Source organism: Halomonas kalidii, assembly GCF_030010475.1.
GTDB lineage: Bacteria > Pseudomonadota > Gammaproteobacteria > Pseudomonadales > Halomonadaceae > Halomonas > Halomonas heilongjiangensis.
The window spans coordinates 24,544-43,163 of record NZ_JASCQN010000027.1 but is presented as its reverse complement, the minus strand read 5'-3'; the positions used below and the strand labels follow the sequence as shown (position 1 = coordinate 43,163).

Genomic DNA, 18,620 nt, shown 5'->3' with positions numbered 1-18,620 from the left:
TTGCAACCCGGCCCCCGGCAGACTACTCTTTGGTGCAGTGCAACATGAAGGGTGGCGCTACCACCCATGTAGACCCCGCAAGGAGTATCTGCCATGTCAGACAAGATGACCGACGCCTTCAACGAGCAGACCCGCCAGTTCTTCGAGCCGATGCGCAAGATCAACTCCCTGATGCTCGACAACATGGAGAAGATGACCCAGTACCAGCTGGAGTCGATGAAGCGCTACAGCCAGATGGGTACCGAGCGCATGCGCAGTGCCGGTGAGGTCGGCGATGCCGAGAGCATGCGCGACTTCGGCACTCGCCAGGCCGAGATGATGAACGAACTCTCCCGGCAGATGCTGGATGATGCCCGGGCCATGAGCGAGATGAGCCTCGAGTTCAAGAACCAGCTCGAGCAACTCTTCGCCGAAACCGGCCAGCAGATGACCGAACAGGCGGAGAAGGCCGGCGCCAGCGCCAAGGCCGCACCGGCCAAGGCCAGCAGTCAGTCCTCGCGCGGCAGCAAGAGCTGAGCGGAACGGGCACTGAGGTGGTGTGACCGAGCCCGGCCACACCGACGGCGGCTTCCCGGTACCCGCGCGGCGGGTGGCGGGAGGCGGCTTTCTTATTGATGGCGATCAGCCGGCAGGAAGTCAGGAGGGGGCAATGCAGCCAGGGGTGCACGCACCGACGCAGGCCGAGCTCGAGGCATGGAACGTCCAGCTCAAGGAGATCGGCGGGGAATATCGGGCCTTGATGGAGGACATGATGGAGCGGATGGTGCCCAGCGATGCCGCCGACTCCGTCTATGAGGACATGCGCGAGAGCTTCCGGGCGGGAGCCGAGTCGCTGATGCGCAACCCCCCGCTGCTGTGGCAGACCCAGTCACGGCTGCTCCAGGACCAGTTCCAGCTCTGGCAGCAGGGCATGCGGGCACTGGCCGGCGAGACGATGGAGCCGCTGGTCACCCCGGCGAAGGGCGACCGGCGCTTCAACGACGAGGCCTGGACCAACGACCCGCACTACCTGGCGATCATGCAGCAGTACCTGCTGTTCTCGCGGATGGTCGAGGAACTGGTGGAGGGCCTCGACGGTCTCGACCCCGAGCGGCAGCGCAACCTGGCCTTCTATGCCCGCCAGGTGGTCAATGCCATGGCGCCGACCAATTTCGTCACCACCAACCCCGAAGTGATGCGCAAGACCCTGGAGACCCGCGGCCAGAACCTGATCGACGGCCTGACCCGGCTGCGCGAGGACCTGGCCAATTCCGCCGAAGGGCTCAATGTCGCCATGACCGACCGCAGTGCCTTCGCGGTCGGCGACAACATCGCCGTGACCCCGGGCTCGGTGGTCTACGAGAACGAGCTGATCCAGCTGATCCAGTACAGCCCCTCCACCGAGCAGGTCTTCAAGACGCCGCTGCTGATGGTGCCGCCCTGGATCAACAAGTACTACATCCTCGACCTTCGCCAGGACAACTCCCTGGTCAAGTGGCTGGTGGACCAGGGCCATACGGTATTCCTGATCTCCTGGCGCAACCCCGGCCCCGAGCAGCGCGACCTGACCTGGGCCGACTACATGCAGATGGGGCCGATCGCCGCGATGGGGGCCATCGAGCAGGCCACCGGCGAGAAATCGGTCAACCTGCTCAGTTACTGCATCGGTGGCACCCTGGCCGCCTCCACCGTCGCCTACCTCACCAGCACCCGCCGCGGCCGCAAGGTGAAGTCGGTGACCTACATGGCGACCCTGCAGGACTTCCGCGATCCCGGCGACATTGGCGTCTTCCTCTCCGAGCCGGTGCTGGCCGGCATCGAGGCCAAGCTCGAGCGTGACGGCTACCTGGACGGGCGGGTGATGGCGTTCTCGTTCAACCTGCTGCGCGAGAACGACCTCTTCTGGTCCTTCTATATCAGCAACTACCTCAAGGGGGACATGCCGGCCCCCTTCGACCTGCTCTACTGGAACACCGACGGCACCAACCTGCCGGCCGGCACCCACGCCTGGTACCTGCGTCACATGTACCTGGAGAACCGCCTGGTGGAGCCCGGCGGCATCGAGCTCGACGGTGTGAAGATCGATCTGCGCAAGATCTCCACGCCGAGCTACTTCGTCTCTACCAGCGAGGACCATATCGCCAAGTGGAACAGCACCTACTACGGGGCGCTGCTGCCCAAGGGGCCGGTGACCTTCGTGCTGGGGGGCTCGGGCCATATCGCCGGTATCGTCAACCCGCCGAGCCGGAACAAGTACGGTTACTGGACCAACGGTGAACTGCCGGAGACGGCGGATGAGTGGCTAGCCGGTGCCGAGCGGCACGAGGGCTCTTGGTGGCCCCACTGGCAGCAGTGGATGACCGGCAACGGCTATGTCGACGCGGAGAAGATGGTGCCGGCGCGCCAGCCCGGCGAGGGGGAACTCGATATCCTCGAGCCGGCACCGGGGCGCTACGTCAAGATGACGATTCCCGAGGTGCTGGGCGAGACCCCGGCTTCGCCGGAAACCTGAAGCCCTAAGCTTGAAGCTGTAAGAGCGGCGCTTCGCGCCTGGAAGCCTGAAGATAAACCCCTGCTGCCTCGCAGCAGGGGTTGTCGTTTGTTGCCTCGGGGAAAACGTTGATTTCCAGCTTCCAGCTCAGCGCCGCAGGCGCAGCCCTGGGAGGACCAACACGGCGGCGAGCAGCCAGACCGGCCAGCTGCCAGTGCGGGTGAAGGGTGTCAGGCCCTGCATGGCGGTGACCTCGCCGGTGAGGGCGGCGATCTCGAACTGGGGGGCCCGGGCGGTGACGTTGCCCCGGGGATCGATGATCGCGGTGAGCCCGTTGCTGGTGGCGCGGATCACGTGACGGCCATTCTCCAGGGCCCGCAGACGGGCCATCTGCAGATGCTGCAGGGGGCCGATGGAGGCGCCGAACCAGGTGTCGTTGGAGACCGTGAGCAGGATGTCGGCAGCCCGGGACCGGGCGGCGACCAGGTCGGCGTAGATAATCTCGTAGCAGATGGCGTTGCCGATGGTCAGGCCGGCGGCACGGATCGGCGCCTGGCCGGCGGGACCCGGCGTCATCGCCGGCATCGGCAGGTCGAAGAAGGCGATGGCGCCGCGCAGCAGGTTTTCCAGGGGCAGGTACTCGCCGAAGGGCACCAGGTGCTCCTTGCGGTACTCGCCCTCCACACTACCGACACCGATCACGCTGTTGTAGTAGAGCCCGCGAGCCGTGCGTTGCAGGATGCCGGTGAGCAGGGCGGTGTCGGGGGCGAGGTTGGACTGTACCCGTTCCAGCAGCGGGGCGGCCTCGTCCTCGAACATCGGCAGGGCGGCCTCGGGCCAGACGACCAGGTCGATGGAGTCGTCGAGCTCGCGGGTCAGGTCGCTGTAGGTGTTGGCGGCGACGCGCCGTCCTTCGGGGGTCCACTTGATCAACTGCGGCAGGTTGCCCTGCAGCAGGGCGACGCGCACCGGTTCGCCGGCCGGCGTGCTCCACTGGGTCGGCAGGGCCAGCGGGGCCAGCCAGAGGGCGGCGATGGGGGCCAATGCCCACCAGCGTCGGCGCAGGAGCTCTACGCCCAGGCTGCCGGTGAGGGCGGTAATCAGCGACAGGCCGTAGACCCCGACCACCGGTGCCCAGGAGGCGAGCGGCGAGTCGACGTGGCCGCTGCCCAGCAGCAACCAGGGAAACCCGGTGAATAGCCAGGTGCGCAGCCACTCGCCCAGTACCCAGGCACCGGCGAAGGTGAGGAACGCCAGACGGGGGCCACACAGCAGACGATAGAGCCACAGCGTGACGGCGAAGAACAGCGCCAGGCCGGCCACGAACAGGCCGGTGAGGAACAGCGCCAGGGGCACGCCGGTATAGCCATAGTCATGGATAGACACGTAGACCCAGGACGCCCCCGAGCCGAACAGGCCGACACCATAGCACCAGCCGCGCAGGGCGGCCTGGGCGGGAGTCAGGGCCGGCAGGCCGGCATAGACGAGTCCGGCGGCCACCGGGGCCAGCCACCAGAGTTCGAAGGGGGAGGCGGTCAGGGTGGTGAAGCCCCCCGCGACGAGGGCCAGCAGATAGCCCAGGAGCGGGGGGAAACGCAGTTCAGGCATCTTGGCCGTCCTTGGGGAGAGGCTTATCGGGTCAGTCGTTGCCCGGTTCGTCGTGGGGCTGGGCTTCCAGCAGACGGATGCGGCGGTTGTCGGCGTTGAGCACCGTGAAACGCCAGCCGCCGATCTCGGTATGCTCGCCCCGGCCGGGCAGGTGGCCGAAGCGCTGCATCACCAGCCCTCCCAGGGTGTCGAACTCCTCATCGGAGAAGCGCGTCTGGAAGCGTTCGTTGAAATCCTCGATGGGGGTCAGGGCGCGAATGGCGTAGCGATCATCGCCGAGCTCACGGATATCCTCCTCCTCGTCGATGTCGTGCTCGTCCTCGATGTCGCCGACGATCTGCTCGAGGATGTCCTCGATGGTGACGATCCCGGCGGTACCGCCGTACTCGTCGACCACTACCGCCATGTGGTTGTGGGTGTCGCGGAACTCCTTGAGCAGGCTGTTGAGTCGCTTCGATTCGGGCACGAACATCGCCGGGCGGATCACCTCCTCGAGGCGGAACGGCAGGCCGTTCTCCTGGCCGCGACGCAGCAGTGGCAGCAGGTCCTTGGCCAGCAGGATGCCCTTGACCTCGTCGAGGTTCTCGCCGATCACCGGGTAGCGCGAGTGGCCTGTCTCCAGGATCACCGGCAGGTACTCCTCCAGGGGCTGGTCGAGGGCGATGGCGGTGACCTGGGAGCGGGGGATCAGCACCTCACGGACCTGCTGGTCGCTGATCTGCAGGGCGCCTTCGATGATCATCATGGCGTCCTGCTCGAGCTTGAGTCGGCTGGCCGCCTGGCGCAGGAACTCCAGAAGCTCGTCCCGGGAGCTGGGTTCGTCGCTGTCGCTGGAAAGGGCGCTGAACAACTTCTCGAACCAGGACTTGCCGCCCTGGCTGGTCGATCGGTCTTCGCTCATGCGTCGGCTCTCTTGTCCTCGGTATCGGGGCCCGTGGCCTCGGGGGCGTCGCGGGTGTCCGCACGATAGGGGTCGTTGATGCCCAGGCCGGCGAGGATCTCGCGCTCGAGCGCCTCCATGGTCTCGGCCTCGTCATCCTCGAGATGGTCGTATCCGAGCAGGTGCAGGGTGCCGTGCACCACCATATGAGCGTAGTGAGCCGCCGGGGACTTGTCCTGCTCCCGTGCTTCCCGGACCACCACGGGATGGCAGATCACCAGGTCACCGAGCAGCGCAAGCTCGACGCCGGGCGGGCTCTCGAAGGGAAAGGAGAGCACGTTGGTGGGCCTGTCGCGGCCGCGGTAGTCGCGGTTCAGGGCCCGGCTCTCCGCCGCGTCGACCAGGCGCACCGTCAGCTCCGAGGCGGGATCGACGTCATGGCGGGAGAGCACCGCGGCGACCCAGGCCTCGAGCTCGGCCTGGCTCGGCAGGTCCACGGCCTCGATGGCGACCTGGCGGTCGACGAGCGGGGCATTCATGGGTCTCTGTGCTCTCCGTTGGCTCGGTCGTGGTCGATGCGTTCCTGGCGGAGCGTCTCGCGCTTCTGCTCCCGGGCCTCCTTGCGGGAGCGCTCGGCGGCCTCCTGCTCGGCCTCGAAGTGGTCGTAGGCCTCGATGATGCGCTGCACCAGCGGATGGCGCACCACGTCCTTGGCGGCGAAGTGGGTCACGCCGATGCCGGGGGTGCCCTTGAGCACGTCGAGTACCTGGATCAGCCCCGAGCTCTGGCCGCGGGGCAGGTCGACCTGGGTGACGTCGCCGGTGATCACCGCGGTGGAGCCGAAGCCGATACGCGTCAGGAACATCTTCATCTGTTCGCGGGTGGTGTTCTGGCTCTCGTCGAGGATGATGAAGGCGTTGTTCAGGGTGCGCCCGCGCATATAGGCCAGCGGGGCGATCTCGATCACCTGGCGCTCGATCAGCTTGGCGACCTGCTCGAAGCCGATCATTTCGTAGAGGGCATCGTAGAGCGGCCGCAGATAGGGATCGATCTTCTGGGCCAGGTCGCCGGGCAGGAAGCCGAGCTTCTCGCCGGCCTCCACCGCGGGGCGCACCAGCAGGATGCGGCGTACCTCCTGCTGGTTGAGGGCTTCCACTGCCGCGGCCACCGCCAGGTAGGTCTTGCCGGTACCGGCCGGGCCGATGCCGAAGTTGATGTCGTGGGCGCGGATGCTCTGGACATAGCCCTGCTGGTTGAGGCCGCGAGGCTTGATCAGCGTGCGCGGGGTGCGCAGCAGCACCTCGCCCTCCTGGTCGGGACCTTCCTCCTCGTCCAGCGCCTCGAGGCCGGACTCCTGCAGGAAGAGATGCACGGTATCGGGGGACAGGTCGCTGGCCTCGGCCTCGCGGTAGAGATGCTCGAGCACGTTGGCGGCGGCCTTGACGCGATGGCTGGGGCCGGCCAGCTGGAAGATGTTGCCGCGGTTGCGCAGGGTGATGCCGAGCCGGGACTCGACCAGCTTGAGGTGCTCGTCGCGCTGGCCGCAGAGGTTGGCCAGACGCCGGGGATCATTGGGCTCGAGGTTCAGGGTGATGATGCGATTGGCCTGGGTGGCTGGCTGGCTCAAGGCAGGGAGGTCCGTGCGTTGTGTATGTGGGCTCAGCTTACTGCCCCGGCGGTCGCCGGGGCAATGCATGACGGCGGAAACGAAGACTCAGAAGCGTTCCGGGGACGCCAGCTCGCCGCGCAGGGAGTTGGGCAGCGCCTCGCTGATCTCCACGTCGACGAAGTAGCCGATCAGGTCGATGGGGTTGGCCGCGCGGAAGTTGACCACCCGGTTGTTCTCGGTGCGCCCGGAGAGCTGCCCCGGGTCCCTGGGCGAGAAGCCGGTGACCAGGATGCGCTGGGTCGACCCGACCATGCGCCGGCTGATCTGCATCGCCTGCTGGTTGATGCGCTCCTGGAGGATCGCCAGGCGCTGCTTCTTGAGGCCCTCGGGGGTGTCGTCGTCGAGGGCCGCCGCCGGGGTGCCGGGGCGCGCCGAGTAGACGAAGCTGAACGAGTGGTCGAAGCCGATGCGATGGATCAGGTCCATGGTCGCCTCGAAGTCCTCCGCGGTCTCGCCGGGGAAGCCGACGATGAAGTCGGAGGAGAAGCTGATGTCCGGGCGCAGGGCGCGGATACGCTCCATCTTCGCGACGTACTCCTCGACGCTGTGGCCGCGCTTCATGGCCGCCAGGATGCGGTCGGAGCCGGCCTGCACCGGCAGGTGCAGGTGGCTGACCAGCTCGGGGATCTCGCCATAGGCCTCGATCAGGCTGTCGGAGAACTCCACCGGGTGCGAGGTGGTGAAGCGGATGCGGTCGATGCCCTCCACCGCGGCCACGCAGGCGATCAGCTCGGCCAGGTCGATCTCGTCGCCGAGCCGGTTCTCGCCGCGATAGGCGTTGACGTTCTGGCCCAGCAGGTTGATCTCGCGCACGCCCTGATCGGCCAGGTGAATCACCTCGTCCATCACCGCCTCGAAGGGCCGCGAGACCTCCTCGCCGCGGGTATAGGGCACCACGCAGAAGGTGCAGTACTTGGAGCAGCCCTCCATCACCGAGACGAAGGCGGTGGCACCGTCGGAGCTGGGCTTGGGCAGGTGGTCGAACTTCTCGATCTCGGGGAAGGTGACGTCGACCACCGAGATCTGGTCGTTGCGCCGCGAGTCGAGCATCGCCGGCACCCGATGCAGGGTCTGGGGACCGAACACCATGTCGACGTGGGGCGCGCGCTTGCGCAGCGCCTCGCCCTCCTGGCTGGCGACGCAGCCGCCCACTCCGATCACCAGCTCGGGGTTGGCGTCCTTGAGCTTCTTCCAGCGACCGAGCTGGTGGAACACCTTCTCCTGGGCCTTCTCGCGGATCGAGCAGGTGTTGAGCAGGATGACGTCGGCTTCGCGCTCGTCGTCGGTGAGCTCCAGCTGGTGGGATTCGCCGAGCAGATCCGCCATGCGCGCGGAGTCGTACTCGTTCATCTGGCAGCCGTGCGTCTTGATGAAGAGTTTCTTCGCCATAAGAATAGGGTCGTGGCGGCTGGCGCCCGACGTCTGTTACCGATGAAGATGAATGGGGGTCGCGAGGTCGTCGCGCGGTCGGCCGGGTGCGGCCGCTCGAATGCGCCCATTATACGCAGGCACCCCCCAGGGGGCCAGCCGCCCGGGTGCACAATGGCCGTCTGTGGTACCCTTGGCGCCTTGCGATATGTCGCGACGCACGAGCGTCATATTCAGGGTGACAGGCAAGGAACAGGCACTATCATGGCGGCCAAACCGATCTATCGAGTGGTATTCCACCAGCAGGGTGAGGTCTGGGAGCTGTATGTCCGCGAGATCTTCCAGAGCGACCTCTGGGGCTTCATCGAAATCGAGGAGTTCGTCTTCGAGGACGTCTCGAAGCTGGTGGTGGATCCCTCCGCCGACAAGCTGCGGCGTACCTTCGACGGGGTCGGGCGCAGTTATCTGCCGCTCAACGCCATCGTGCGCATCGATGAGGTGGAGCGTGAGGGGCCGCCGAGAGCGGTGAAGAGCGAGGGCCGGGTGGCGGAGTTTCCGCGATCCTTCGCCCCTCCCCCGAAGGGTGAGCGCTGAACCCTGGTCATACAATGACCAGGAGGCGGGCAGGCCGGACAGCGTGGCCCTCGGCGGAGGCTTTCCAGCGGTTTTCCCGGCACTTGTCCACAGAAGCTGTGGAAAACGGCACCGGACACCAGGCGTTTGCCCGAAAGGCGGGTGGCATCGGTAGTTTTCAGATAGTTCAGGTCTTATCGTGCCGCTGCCGGAGGGATGCCGGTGGCGGTGACGGGTCGCGGAGGAGCGGATTCCGCTAGTTACAGCCAGGACGACGGCATGACGAAACACGATTTCAAGTTCTTGACCCTGGGGCTGGGGCTGCTGGCCCTGCCGCTGCACGCCCAGGAGGCCGAAGACGGCACCCAGTGGGTCTCCGACTCACTGACCACCTATGTACGCAGTGGCCCCACCGACGGCTACCGCATCGTCGGCACCCTGACCGCCGGTGAGCCGGTCACCGTGCTGGAGACCAGCGGCGATTACTCCCGGGTGCAGAACGGCGACGGCGACACCGTCTGGGTGCTGAGCAACGAACTCCAGCAGGCCCCCAGTGCCCAGGTGCGCCTGCCGGAGCTGGAAACCCGGGTGGCCCAACTGACCGACGAACTCGACGGCATCAACGACGAGTGGGAGAACCGGGTCTCCTCGATGACCGAGGCCCTGGCCGCCGGCGAGGAGCGGATCGAGGAACTCGAGGCCCATAACCGCGAGCTCGACGCCGAGGCCGAGCAGTCGCGTGGGACCATCCGTCGGTTGCAGGCGCGTCTCGATACCCAGGAGGAGGACCTGCTGCTGCGCTACTTCATGTACGGTGGCGGGGTGGCCGGGGGAGGGCTGCTGGTCGGCCTGATCATTCCTCACCTGCCGCGTCGCCGCAAGAAGCGCGACCGCTGGTTCTGAGCCGGGCCCGGCAGGAGCGAAGATGGCCAACGAATGGCGCGACCGCTGGCGGGAAGGCCGCATCGGCTTCCACCGCGAGCAGATCCACTCCTCGCTGGTGCGTTATTGGCCCCTGTTGGGTGTGACGCCCGGCACCAAGGTGCTGGTGCCTCTGTGCGGCAAGAGCCTGGACATGCGCTGGCTGGGCCAGCACGATCACCCGGTGCTGGGCATCGAGCTCGCTCCCGAGGCGATCGAACAGTTCGTCGCCGCGGGGGTGGGAGAGATCTCGCGATATCGGCAGGGCGGCTTCGACGTCTGTCGCCAGGGGAACGTCGAGCTGTGGTGCGGCGACTTCTTCCACTTCCATATCGAGCAGGCGGCGGAGATCGGTGCCTTCTACGATCGCGCCGGCCTGATCGCCCTGCCGCCGGCCACCCGGCAGCGTTACGCCTTCCATCTCGCCCAACTGATCCCCCCCGGGGCCCGTGGCCTGCTGATCAGCCTGACCCGGGCGCCCGGTGACGAGGGAGGGCCGCCCTTCGGCGTGGCCGCCGAGGAGGTGCGCGAGCTGTTCGAGCCCAACTTCCAGGTCACCCACCTGGAGGACGGCGAGCCGGAGCCGGGCAGCGGTTTCCGTGAGAGCGCCTGGGCCCTGGTGAGGCGCGGCCCTTCGGTCTAGCGGCGCGGCGTCTCGAGCCCGGCATCCGCAAGCCACGAGGGCGCCCCGCGGGGCGCCCTCGTGGTGCCCGCGGAGGCGATCAGCGTGCCAGCAGGCGGCCCAGCTCGGGATCGCGGAAGGCGCGGTCGAGGCCGTCCGAGAGCAGGTCGTTGAGCATGCGGGTATTGGTGTCGCGGTCGGGACGCACGGCAAAGCTCTGGGTACGCCGGGAGGTGTAGGTGCCGGTATAGGTGTTGCCGCCGTTGACCGCCTCGGCGATGAACACCGCCTCCAGGCGCGCCTCGTCGATCACCGGGCGGCTCTGGCCGCGTTCGTAGCCCAGGTGATCGAGTGTCAGGGTCAGGCTGGGGCGCCCCTGGGCACTCTCGGTGGTGGGATTGAAGCCCATCTCGCGCACGGCCCGCTCGGCCTCGGCCTGGAGCCGGGGCACCAGCTCGTGGGCGCTGGCCGTGATGGTGGACGTGGACATGGCGCTGCCGCTGCGGGTACCGATCACCTCGCTGTCGCGGCCGTCGACGGCCACCACGGTGATTTGCTGGCCGCTGCCGGTCTGCGGCGCGGCGACACTGCGCTTGGGGCTCAGTTGCAGGTGGTGGGGGCTGGCACAGCCGGTTAGCCAGAGGCCGGCGAGCAGCACCGCGGAGAGGCGAAGGAAAGAGCGTCGACGCATCCGGTGGCTCCGTGAGGGTGGATGGGAGGATGTCCCGCGAGTATATCCCCTGGCGACGAGCGCAGGAATTCCCGGCGTGTCGGCGGAGGGTTACACTGTCGCGATAGACCAACGGATGGCCCTCATGATCCGACCCGCGATGCCCGAGGACATGCCTCTCCTCGTCGACATCTGGCTGCGAGCCTCGCGCCAGGCCCACGATTTCATTCCCGCCGGGTTCTGGGAGGCGCGGGCCGAGGCGATGGCGCGCGATTACCTGCCCGCCGCCGAGGTCCATGTGCTGGACATCGGTAGCCGGGTGATCGGCTTCGCCGCCCTCAACGACGAGCACCTCGAGGCGCTGTTCGTCGACCCGGACGTGCAGGGCTATGGTCACGGTTCCCGGCTGATGGCCCATGCCATGGAACGCCGTCGCCGCATCACCCTGTGTGTCTACTCGCGTAACGTGCGGGCGGTCTCCCTCTACCGGCGGCTGGGCTTCCAGGTCTGCGGCGAGCGCGAGGACCCGCTGACGGGTGAGCAGGAGACCCGGATGCAATGGACCCGCCAGCCAGCCTGCGAGTGAGCGCGACGTTCGCGACCCCGGCCCATCGGCGATCGGCCGCGCGTCGCGGATCGAGAGCCCGGTTCCGGGATCACGATACCGCTTCGCGGGCTCTCGTGGGGCGGGTGCCTGACGCCGCGGGGAAGCGATGCCAGCGCCGGGGCAGGGCGTAGAGGCGCTGGCCGCGCTGCAGATCGAGGCGCTCGTAGTCGGCGTGGCGTACCGTGGCGAGCCAGGGTGCAGCCATCCAGTCCGCGGCGAGTTCCACCCTCACTTCGGCGCCCACCGGCGAGATGGCGGTGACGGTGACCGGCAGCCTGGCGTCGGCGGTCGGCGCTGCCGCCAGTTTCACCTCGTGGGGGCGCAACAGCAGCTCCTCCGGGCCGTCGGGGAGCTCGACCGCCAGCCGTGCATCGCCACAGGTCAGGGTGCCGTCGCGCACTTCTCCCTCCAGGTGATTCACGTCGCCCAGGAACTCGAACACGAAGCGGTTGGCCGGTGCGCGATAGAGGCTGTCCGGCGTGTCGATCTGCTCGATGCGGCCGTTGCTCATCACCACCACCCGGTCGGAGAGCTCCAGTGCCTCCTCCTGGTCGTGGGTGACGAAGACGCTGGTGAAGTTCAGCTCGTCATGTAGGTGGCGCAGCCAGCGGCGCAGCTCCTGACGCACCTTGGCATCCAGCGCGCTGAAGGGTTCGTCGAGCAGCAGCACGTCGGGTCGCAGGGCGAGCGCCCGGGCCAGCGAGACGCGCTGCTGCTGTCCGCCGGAGAGCTGGGCCGGGTAGCGGTTGGCCAGCTGTTCGAGCTGGACCATCTCCAGCAGGCGGTGCACCCGGGCGCGGATCTCGCCGCCGGTCGGCCGCTGCCGACGGGGCATCACGGTGAGGCCGAAGGCCACGTTGTCGTAGACCGTCATGTGCCGGAACAGCGCATAGTGCTGGAAGACGAAGCCGATGCGCCGGTCGCGCACGTGCACGTGGGTCACGTCGCGGTCGCCGAAGAGGATGCGCCCGGGTGCCGGCGTGCGGTCGGCGGCCTCGAGCCCGGCGATGATGCGCAGCAGGGTGGTCTTGCCGGAGCCGGAGGGGCCGAGCAGGCCGATCAGCTCGCCCTCGCGGATCTCCAGGTCGAGGGGATCCAGGGCCCTGGCGGCCCCCTGACCCGGCGGGCCATAGGTCTTGGCGATGTTCTCGAGGCGGATGCTCATGTAGAAGCCTCCTGGCGCGCGGCGCGCCATTCCAGGCCGGCCTTGGCGGCCAGCGTCAACAGGGCGATCAGGGCCAGCAGTGCAGCGCTGGCGAAGGCGCCCACGGTGTTGTAGTCCTGATAGAGCTGCTCCAGGTGCAGCGGCAGGGTGTTGGTCTGGCCACGGATGGCGCCGGAGACCACCGACACCGCGCCGAACTCGCCCACCGCCCGGGCGTTGGTGAGGATCACCCCGTAGAGCAGCGCCCAGCGGATGTTGGGCAGGGTCACGCGGCGAAACAGCGTCCAGCCCGAGGCGCCCAGCGTCACGGCGGCCTCCTCGTCACGCGAGCCCTGGGCCTGCATCAGCGGGATCAACTCCCGGGCCACGAAGGGGCAGGTGACGAAGATGGTCACCATCAGGATGCCCGGCCAGGCGAACATCAGCTGGATGTCGTGGCTGTCCAGCCAGCCGCCGATCCAGCCGTTGCGCCCGTAGAGCAGCAGGTAGACCAGGCCCGCCACCACCGGCGACACCGCGAAGGGGATGTCGATCAGGGTCTGCAGGATGCGCCGTCCGGGAAAGCGGAAGCGCGTCACCAGCCAGGCCAGCATGACGCCGAACACCAGGTTGACCGGGATGGTCAGCACGGTGATGAACAGTGTCAGGCCAATGGCCGAGCGCGTGTAGCTGTTGGTGACGTTGGTCCAGAACACCCCGGCGCCCTGGGCGAAGGCCTGGGCGAAGATCGCCACCAGCGGCAGCAGCAGGAACAGCGCCGACAGGGCCACCGCCGCGATCACGAGCAGGCGCCGCACCCGCGGGGCGTCACCGATGCGCTGGGTACCCTCGAGTCGCGACATCAGCCCTTCCCTCCATGCAGCCGCTTGATGAAGCGTCCCTGCCACAGGTTGATGGCCAGCAGCAGGGCCAGCGAGACGGCGAGGACCACCGAGGCGATGGCCGAGGCGCCGGCATAGTCGTACTCCTGCAGCTTGACGAAGATCATCAGCGCGGTGATCTCGGTCTCATAGGGCATGTTGCCGGCGATGAAGATGATGGCGCCGAACTCGCCCAGCGAGCGCACGAAGGCGAGGCCGGTGCCGGTGACCAGGGCCGGCCAGAGGTGAGGCAGGATCACCCGCCGGAAGGCGGTGCCGTCACTGGCGCCGAGGGACAGGGCCGCCTCGTCCACCTCAACGGGCAGGTCCTCGAGCACCGGTTGCACGGTGCGCACCACGAAGGGGATGCTGGTGAAGGCCATGGCGAGGGCGATGCCCACCCAGGTGTAGGCGACCTGCAGACCCAGCGGCTCGAGCAGGCGACCCACCCAGCCGTTGCTCGAGTAGAGGGTGGCGAGCGTGATGCCGGCCACCGCCGTGGGCAGGGCGAAGGGCAGGTCCATCAGGGCATCGAGCAGTCGCCTGCCGGGAAACTCGTAGCGCACCAGCACCCAGGCCAGCAGCAGGCCGAAGGCCGCATTGACGATCGCCGCCACCGCCGCGGCCCCCATGGTGACGGTGTAGCTGGCCACTACCCGGCCATCGGTGATGATCGCCCAGTACTGGGCCAGGCTGAGATCGGCCAACTGACCGAACAGCCCGGTCATCGGCAGCAGCAGCACCAGCGAGACGAACAGCAGGCTGACGCCGAGCGAGAGACCGAAGCCCGGCAGCACACGCCTGGGGGTGCTGCCGGCGCGGAGGGCGAGCGTGATCATCGACGCTGCAACTGATCCAGCAGGGCGCCGCCGGCGAAGTGCTCTTCCATGGCCTCCTCCCAGCTACCGACGATGTTCTCGACCTGCAGCAGCTGGGTCTGCGGGAAGCGTTCGGCGAACTCCTCGACCACCGCTTCGTGGTGCACGCGGTAGTTGAAGCCGGCGAGCTGGCGCTGGGCCTCTTCGCTGTAGAGGTACTCCACGTAGGCGCGGGCCAGATCGAGGTTACCGTTACGCTCGGCATTGGGCTCGACCACCGCCACCGGGAACTCGGCCAGGATGCTCACCGGCGGCACGATGACCTCGTAGTCCTCCTCGCCGTATTCGCGGCGGATGTTGTTGACCTCGGACTCGAAGCTGATCAGCACGTCGCCGATACCGCGCTCGATGAAGCTGGTGGTGGCACCGCGGCCGCCGGTGTCGAAGACCGCCACGTTGCGCAGGAAGGTGCGCATGAAGTCGTGGATCCGCTCCTCGTCGCCGTCGAACTGCTGATCGGCGAAGCCCCAGGCGGCCAGGTAGGTGTAGCGGCCGTTGCCGGAGGTCTTGGGGTTGGGGAAGACCATCTCCACGTCCTCGCGCACCAGGTCGTCCCAGTTCTCGATCCCCTTGGGGTTGCCCTTGCGGACCAGGAAGGCGGTGGTGGAGTAGTAGGGCGAGGCGTTGTTGGGCAGCTGTGCCTGCCAGTTCTCGGCCACCAGGCCGCCGTCGGCCAGCGCCTGGACATCGGTGACCTGGTTGTAGGTCACCACGTCGGCACGCAGCCCCTGGAGGATGGCGCGGGCCTGGGCGGACGAACCGCCGTGGGACTGGCTGATCTCGACCTCTTCGTCGTGCTCGGCCTGCCACCGGGCCGTGAACTCCGGATTGATGGCGGCGAACAGCTCGCGAGCGATGTCGTAGGAGGAGTTGAGCAGTTCGCGCTCGGCGGCCATGGCCGGGCCGGCAAGGCCGGTGCCCAGGGCGATGGCGAGCAGGCTCTGCTTGAGGAGGCGCGATGCGGTCATGGGGGACTCCGAAGATGGTTTGGACGCTAACAACAAGGTTAATTCTCGATTTTAGGAATTACAATCACGTTATTTATTTGTTTTTGGAATAAAGACTGATGGTCGCTCTTCATGACCCGGGCGTCGACAACCGTGGCGCCTGCTGCCAGACGGGTGCCTCTGCTAGAATGCACTCTTTCTGGAGCAACCGCCTGGACACTTCCATGACCGACGCGACCCGTGACTTCCTCATCGCCCCCTCGATCCTCTCCGCCGACTTCGCGCGCCTGGGCGAGGAGGTGGACAACGTGCTGGCTTCCGGGGCCGACATCGTCCACTTCGATGTGATGGACAATCACTATGTGCCCAACCTGACCATCGGGCCCATGGTCTGCGAGGCGCTGAGGAAGCACGGCGTGACGGCGCCCATCGACGCGCACCTGATGGTGCGGCCGGTGGACCGGCTGATCGGTGACTTCATCGAGGCCGGCGCGAGCTATATCACCTTTCACCCGGAGGCGTCCGACCACATCGATCGCTCCCTGCAGCTGATCCGCGACGGCGGCTGCAAGGCGGGGCTGGTGTTCAATCCGGCCACCCCGCTCGCCTACCTCGACCATGTGATGGACAAGGTCGACATGATCCTGCTGATGAGCGTCAACCCCGGCTTCGGCGGCCAGTCGTTCCTGCCCGGCACCCTGGACAAGTTGCGCGAGGCGCGTCGACGCATCGACGCCTCGGGGCTCGACATCCGCCTCGAGATCGACGGCGGCGTCAAGGTCGACAACATCGCCGAGATCGCCCGGGCCGGGGCCGATACCTTCGTCGCCGGTTCGGCGGTGTTCAAGGCCGGCAGCGAGGCCGACCCGCATCGCTACGACAGCGTGATCCGCGAGTTCCGCGAGCAGCTGGCCGTGATCCGCCGGTGAGTCGCGCGGAGGGCGGCGGGGCGCCGGCGCCGCGGTGGCACCTCTACCTGATCGAGACCGCCGGTGGTGCCCTCTATACCGGCATCACCACCGACGTGACGCGGCGGCTCGCCGAGCACCGTGCCGGGCGTGGGGCCAAGGCGTTGCGTGGCCGCGGGCCCCTGCGACTGGTTCACCACGAGGCGGTGGGTAGCCGCGGCGAGGCGCTGCGGCTCGAGGCCTGGCTCAAGCGTCTCCCGGCGACGGAGAAGCGAGCCTGGCTGGCGGAGCGCCCGAAAGCAGGCCATCCGCGACACCGTTAGCCAGGAGGCCGCGCTCGAACGCTGAGGCAGCGCCCGGGGCCGCCGCCGGTTCGACGACGGCCCCGGACGCTGTCCGGCTCAGTGCAGCTTCATGCGTGGCTTGAGGAAGCGGTTGAGCCCATCCACCACCACCATCAGGGCGGTCTTCAGACTGCCGTGAATGGCGCGCTGGTGCATGCGGTAGAGCGAGGCGTAGAAGAACTTGGCGAGGTGGCCCTCGATGAACAGGCTGCGTGCCGAGGCGCCGCGCATCAGGCTGCCGATGGCATCGAAATGGGCCAGCGAGATCAGCGAGCCCCGGTCCCGGAACACGAACGGCTTGAGCGGCTTGCCGTCGAGCCGTGCCAACAGGTTGCGATACAGCCGGCTGGCCTGCTGGTGGGCGGCCTGGGCGCGGGGGGGGACCGTCGCATCGCCCGCCTGGGGGCAGCTGGCACAGTCGCCGAAGGCGAAGATGTGCGGATCGTCGACGCTCTGCAGGGTGGCGTCGACCTTGAGGCGATGGTTGCGTTCCGTCGCCAGGCCCAGCTCCGAGAGAAAGGCCGGTGCCTTGATGCCGGCGGCCCAGACGCTCAGGTCGGTCTCGATCCGTTCACCGCTGGCGGTGACGATGGCGGAGGAGTCGACCTCAGTGACCCGTGTCGCCACGTGCACCCGGACGCCGAGGCGCTCCAGCTCGGCATGCACCGCCCGACTGATGCGGTCGGGCAGGGCCGGCAGGATGCCCGGAGCCGCCTCGATCAGGTGCACCTCGAGTTGCTCGCTCTCGAGGGGAGTGAACCCATAGCTGTTGAGCATCTGGGAGGCGTCGTAGAGCTCGGCGGCGAGCTCCACGCCGGTGGCGCCGGCGCCGACGATCCCCACTGCCATCCGCGGGTTCCGTTGCCGCTGCGGGGCGTTGTAGCGCAGGAAGACATTGAGCATGTCGCGACGAAAGGCCTCGGCCTGGTGGGGGCTGTCCAGGAAGTGGCAGTGTTCGGCGACACCCGGGGTGCCGAAGTCGTTACTGACGCTGCCGACGGCGATCACCAGCTCGTCGTAGGGCAGGGTCCGCGAGGGCAGCACCTCGACACCGTCGTCGTCGAGGATCGGCGCCAGGGTCAGGGTGCGCGCCTCCCGGTCCAGGCCGCACAGGGTACCGCGCTGGAACTGGTAGCCATGGGCCCGGGCGTGCCCCTGATAGGCGATCTCGTCCAGTCCGGAATCCAGGGCGCCGGTGGCGACCTCGTGCAGTAGCGGCTTCCAGATATGGGTCGAGTTGCGGTCCACCAGCACGATCTCGGCCTTGCCTCGCCTGCCGAGCCTGCGGCCGAGCCGGGTGACCAGCTCCAGGCCCCCGGCGCCACCGCCGACGACCACGATTCTTGGTACGCTCATGAGTGAGTTCCTGAGAATAAAGGGGGTACCAGCATAAGCCGGCCCGCATTCCCTGCCCATGGGCAATCCGGCACAATGGTAACTTTCCTTCCGCGGAGGATTCCCATGCACCCACTCCTCGACGGCATCCGGCTGGTGACCTTCGATCTCGACGGTACGCTGATCGACTCCGTGCCCGACCTGGCCGTGGCGGTGGATGCCGCCCTGGTCGACCTCGGGCTCGCGCCGGCCGGCGAGGCCAGGGTGCGGGCCTGGGTCGGCAACGGCTCGCTCAAGCTGATGGAGCGCGCCCTGGCCGATGCACTGGGCAGCACGCCGACGGCAGATTGGCTGGAACGTGGTCACCAGGGCTTTCTCGGGCACTACGGGCGTGCTCCCGCCTCGCGCACCCGGCTCTATCCCGGGGCGCGCGAGGCGCTGGATGGCCTGCGGGCACGCGGATTGCCGCTGGCACTGGTGACCAACAAGCCCTTCGCCTTCATTGCCCCGATCCTCGAGGGTTTCGGCCTGGAGAAACACTTCGGGCTGTGTCTCGGCGGCGACAGCCTGCCGGAGAAGAAGCCCTCCCCGGCCCCCTTGCTGCACGTGGCGACCCACTTCCGGGTGGTGCCGGAGGCCTGCCTGATGGTGGGGGATTCGCGCCACGACGTCGCGGCGGGCCGGCGCGCGGGCTTCCGTACCCTGGCGGTGTCCTACGGCTACAATCACGGCGAACCGGTGCGCGACTGCGGCCCGGATGCGGTAGTTGAATCGCTGGCGGAACTCGTTTAGGGT

At 67.7% G+C, this 18,620-nt stretch carries 20 protein-coding genes; 9 read left to right on the top strand and 11 right to left on the bottom strand.

The features are described 5' to 3' along the window. The first annotated feature begins 93 nt into the window (after positions 1-93). Together QLQ85_RS06520 and phaC are read left to right on the top strand one after the other, a co-directional pair. Positions 94-516 (top strand): phasin family protein, encoded by a 423-nt coding sequence (locus tag QLQ85_RS06520; protein WP_282738240.1) that lies wholly within the window; start codon positions 94-96, stop codon positions 514-516. 133 nt (positions 517-649) lie between these two features. After that, on the top strand, positions 650-2,491 hold the full coding sequence (gene phaC / locus QLQ85_RS06515) for a class I poly(R)-hydroxyalkanoic acid synthase (RefSeq protein WP_282738239.1): 1,842 nt from the start codon (positions 650-652) through the stop codon (positions 2,489-2,491). A gap of 126 nt (positions 2,492-2,617) precedes the next feature. Here the strand turns inward: phaC and lnt are convergent, their stop codons facing one another. The 5 genes from lnt to miaB form a co-directional block, all read right to left on the bottom strand. Continuing rightward, positions 2,618-4,078: an apolipoprotein N-acyltransferase gene (gene lnt / locus QLQ85_RS06510; protein ID WP_282738238.1), complete on the bottom strand. Its 1,461-nt coding sequence runs from the start codon at positions 4,076-4,078 to the stop codon at positions 2,618-2,620. 31 nt (positions 4,079-4,109) lie between these two features. Further along, a complete protein-coding gene (locus QLQ85_RS06505; RefSeq protein ID WP_282738237.1) occupies positions 4,110-4,979 on the bottom strand; it encodes an HlyC/CorC family transporter in 870 nt (289 codons plus the stop codon). After that, entirely contained in the window at positions 4,976-5,497 is a 522-nt protein-coding gene (gene ybeY, locus QLQ85_RS06500) for an rRNA maturation RNase YbeY (RefSeq protein WP_282738236.1), read from the bottom strand. Before ybeY ends, QLQ85_RS06505 begins: the two co-directional genes overlap by 4 nt. Further along, entirely contained in the window at positions 5,494-6,585 is a 1,092-nt protein-coding gene (locus QLQ85_RS06495; protein WP_282722329.1) for a PhoH family protein, read from the bottom strand. The genes ybeY and QLQ85_RS06495 overlap by 4 nt, the downstream gene beginning before the upstream one ends. An 87-nt stretch (positions 6,586-6,672) precedes the next feature. After that, positions 6,673-8,016, bottom strand: coding sequence for a tRNA (N6-isopentenyl adenosine(37)-C2)-methylthiotransferase MiaB (gene miaB / locus QLQ85_RS06490; RefSeq protein ID WP_282738235.1), 1,344 nt, complete (start codon positions 8,014-8,016; stop codon positions 6,673-6,675). 243 nt (positions 8,017-8,259) lie between these two features. Between miaB and QLQ85_RS06485 the strand changes: the two genes are divergently transcribed. The 3 genes from QLQ85_RS06485 to QLQ85_RS06475 all read left to right on the top strand — a co-directional run bounded on the left by QLQ85_RS06485 (position 8,260) and on the right by QLQ85_RS06475 (position 10,132). Further along, complete coding sequence (locus QLQ85_RS06485; RefSeq protein WP_102626271.1) at positions 8,260-8,589, top strand: DUF1820 family protein; 330 nt, start codon at positions 8,260-8,262, stop codon at positions 8,587-8,589. 258 nt (positions 8,590-8,847) lie between these two features. Continuing rightward, positions 8,848-9,471 (top strand): TIGR04211 family SH3 domain-containing protein, encoded by a 624-nt coding sequence (locus tag QLQ85_RS06480; protein WP_282738234.1) that lies wholly within the window; start codon positions 8,848-8,850, stop codon positions 9,469-9,471. 22 nt (positions 9,472-9,493) lie between these two features. Beyond that, entirely contained in the window at positions 9,494-10,132 is a 639-nt protein-coding gene (locus QLQ85_RS06475; protein ID WP_282738233.1) for a class I SAM-dependent methyltransferase, read from the top strand. A 79-nt stretch (positions 10,133-10,211) separates the two neighbouring features. Here the strand turns inward: QLQ85_RS06475 and QLQ85_RS06470 are convergent, their stop codons facing one another. Beyond that, entirely contained in the window at positions 10,212-10,802 is a 591-nt protein-coding gene (locus QLQ85_RS06470; protein WP_282738232.1) for a YajG family lipoprotein, read from the bottom strand. Positions 10,803-10,926: 124 nt separating this feature from the next. Here QLQ85_RS06470 and QLQ85_RS06465 point away from each other — a divergent pair, with 124 nt between their 5' ends. Further along, positions 10,927-11,367 (top strand): GNAT family N-acetyltransferase, encoded by a 441-nt coding sequence (locus tag QLQ85_RS06465; RefSeq protein ID WP_282738231.1) that lies wholly within the window; start codon positions 10,927-10,929, stop codon positions 11,365-11,367. Between the two features lie 70 nt (positions 11,368-11,437). Here the strand turns inward: QLQ85_RS06465 and QLQ85_RS06460 are convergent, their stop codons facing one another. From QLQ85_RS06460 to cysP, 4 genes are read right to left on the bottom strand one after another with little or no spacing between them, the layout of a single operon-like run. Next, positions 11,438-12,553, bottom strand: coding sequence for a sulfate/molybdate ABC transporter ATP-binding protein (locus tag QLQ85_RS06460; protein WP_282738230.1), 1,116 nt, complete (start codon positions 12,551-12,553; stop codon positions 11,438-11,440). Beyond that, a complete protein-coding gene (cysW, locus tag QLQ85_RS06455) occupies positions 12,550-13,395 on the bottom strand; it encodes a sulfate ABC transporter permease subunit CysW (RefSeq protein ID WP_282738229.1) in 846 nt (281 codons plus the stop codon). Before cysW ends, QLQ85_RS06460 begins: the two co-directional genes overlap by 4 nt. After that, entirely contained in the window at positions 13,395-14,252 is an 858-nt protein-coding gene (gene cysT / locus QLQ85_RS06450; protein ID WP_282738228.1) for a sulfate ABC transporter permease subunit CysT, read from the bottom strand. The genes cysW and cysT overlap by 1 nt, the downstream gene beginning before the upstream one ends. Then, on the bottom strand, positions 14,249-15,259 hold the full coding sequence (cysP, locus tag QLQ85_RS06445; protein ID WP_282738227.1) for a thiosulfate ABC transporter substrate-binding protein CysP: 1,011 nt from the start codon (positions 15,257-15,259) through the stop codon (positions 14,249-14,251). Before cysP ends, cysT begins: the two co-directional genes overlap by 4 nt. 203 nt (positions 15,260-15,462) lie before the next feature. Here cysP and rpe point away from each other — a divergent pair, with 203 nt between their 5' ends. Beyond that, a complete protein-coding gene (gene rpe, locus QLQ85_RS06440) occupies positions 15,463-16,167 on the top strand; it encodes a ribulose-phosphate 3-epimerase (protein WP_282738226.1) in 705 nt (234 codons plus the stop codon). Continuing rightward, positions 16,164-16,469, top strand: a complete 306-nt coding sequence (locus tag QLQ85_RS06435; protein ID WP_282722340.1) for a GIY-YIG nuclease family protein — start codon at positions 16,164-16,166, stop codon at positions 16,467-16,469. The genes rpe and QLQ85_RS06435 overlap by 4 nt, the downstream gene beginning before the upstream one ends. A gap of 78 nt (positions 16,470-16,547) precedes the next feature. Here the strand turns inward: QLQ85_RS06435 and QLQ85_RS06430 are convergent, their stop codons facing one another. Beyond that, positions 16,548-17,846 carry an NAD(P)/FAD-dependent oxidoreductase gene (locus tag QLQ85_RS06430; protein WP_282738225.1) on the bottom strand — a complete coding sequence of 433 codons (1,299 nt, stop codon included), beginning with the start codon at positions 17,844-17,846 and terminating at the stop codon, positions 16,548-16,550. A gap of 105 nt (positions 17,847-17,951) precedes the next feature. On the opposite strand from QLQ85_RS06430, the gene QLQ85_RS06425 reads away from it, so the two are divergent. Continuing rightward, positions 17,952-18,617, top strand: coding sequence for a phosphoglycolate phosphatase (locus QLQ85_RS06425; RefSeq protein ID WP_282738224.1), 666 nt, complete (start codon positions 17,952-17,954; stop codon positions 18,615-18,617). The last annotated feature ends 3 nt before the right edge of the window (positions 18,618-18,620 follow it).

What these genes read in the sequence shown, in the direction of transcription:
- QLQ85_RS06520 (WP_282738240.1), top strand. Translation starts at nt 94, where the DNA reads ATGTCAGACAAGATGACCGACGCCTTCAACGAGCAGACCCGCCAGTTC.
- phaC (WP_282738239.1), top strand. Translation starts at nt 650, where the DNA reads ATGCAGCCAGGGGTGCACGCACCGACGCAGGCCGAGCTCGAGGCATGG.
- lnt (WP_282738238.1), bottom strand. Translation starts at nt 4,078, where the DNA reads ATGCCTGAACTGCGTTTCCCCCCGCTCCTGGGCTATCTGCTGGCCCTC.
- QLQ85_RS06505 (WP_282738237.1), bottom strand. Translation starts at nt 4,979, where the DNA reads ATGAGCGAAGACCGATCGACCAGCCAGGGCGGCAAGTCCTGGTTCGAG.
- ybeY (WP_282738236.1), bottom strand. Translation starts at nt 5,497, where the DNA reads ATGAATGCCCCGCTCGTCGACCGCCAGGTCGCCATCGAGGCCGTGGAC.
- miaB (WP_282738235.1), bottom strand. Translation starts at nt 8,016, where the DNA reads ATGGCGAAGAAACTCTTCATCAAGACGCACGGCTGCCAGATGAACGAG.
- QLQ85_RS06485 (WP_102626271.1), top strand. Translation starts at nt 8,260, where the DNA reads ATGGCGGCCAAACCGATCTATCGAGTGGTATTCCACCAGCAGGGTGAG.
- QLQ85_RS06480 (WP_282738234.1), top strand. Translation starts at nt 8,848, where the DNA reads ATGACGAAACACGATTTCAAGTTCTTGACCCTGGGGCTGGGGCTGCTG.
- QLQ85_RS06475 (WP_282738233.1), top strand. Translation starts at nt 9,494, where the DNA reads ATGGCCAACGAATGGCGCGACCGCTGGCGGGAAGGCCGCATCGGCTTC.
- QLQ85_RS06470 (WP_282738232.1), bottom strand. Translation starts at nt 10,802, where the DNA reads ATGCGTCGACGCTCTTTCCTTCGCCTCTCCGCGGTGCTGCTCGCCGGC.
- QLQ85_RS06465 (WP_282738231.1), top strand. Translation starts at nt 10,927, where the DNA reads ATGATCCGACCCGCGATGCCCGAGGACATGCCTCTCCTCGTCGACATC.
- QLQ85_RS06460 (WP_282738230.1), bottom strand. Translation starts at nt 12,553, where the DNA reads ATGAGCATCCGCCTCGAGAACATCGCCAAGACCTATGGCCCGCCGGGT.
- cysW (WP_282738229.1), bottom strand. Translation starts at nt 13,395, where the DNA reads ATGTCGCGACTCGAGGGTACCCAGCGCATCGGTGACGCCCCGCGGGTG.
- cysT (WP_282738228.1), bottom strand. Translation starts at nt 14,252, where the DNA reads ATGATCACGCTCGCCCTCCGCGCCGGCAGCACCCCCAGGCGTGTGCTG.
- cysP (WP_282738227.1), bottom strand. Translation starts at nt 15,259, where the DNA reads ATGACCGCATCGCGCCTCCTCAAGCAGAGCCTGCTCGCCATCGCCCTG.
- rpe (WP_282738226.1), top strand. Translation starts at nt 15,463, where the DNA reads ATGACCGACGCGACCCGTGACTTCCTCATCGCCCCCTCGATCCTCTCC.
- QLQ85_RS06430 (WP_282738225.1), bottom strand. Translation starts at nt 17,846, where the DNA reads ATGAGCGTACCAAGAATCGTGGTCGTCGGCGGTGGCGCCGGGGGCCTG.
- QLQ85_RS06425 (WP_282738224.1), top strand. Translation starts at nt 17,952, where the DNA reads ATGCACCCACTCCTCGACGGCATCCGGCTGGTGACCTTCGATCTCGAC.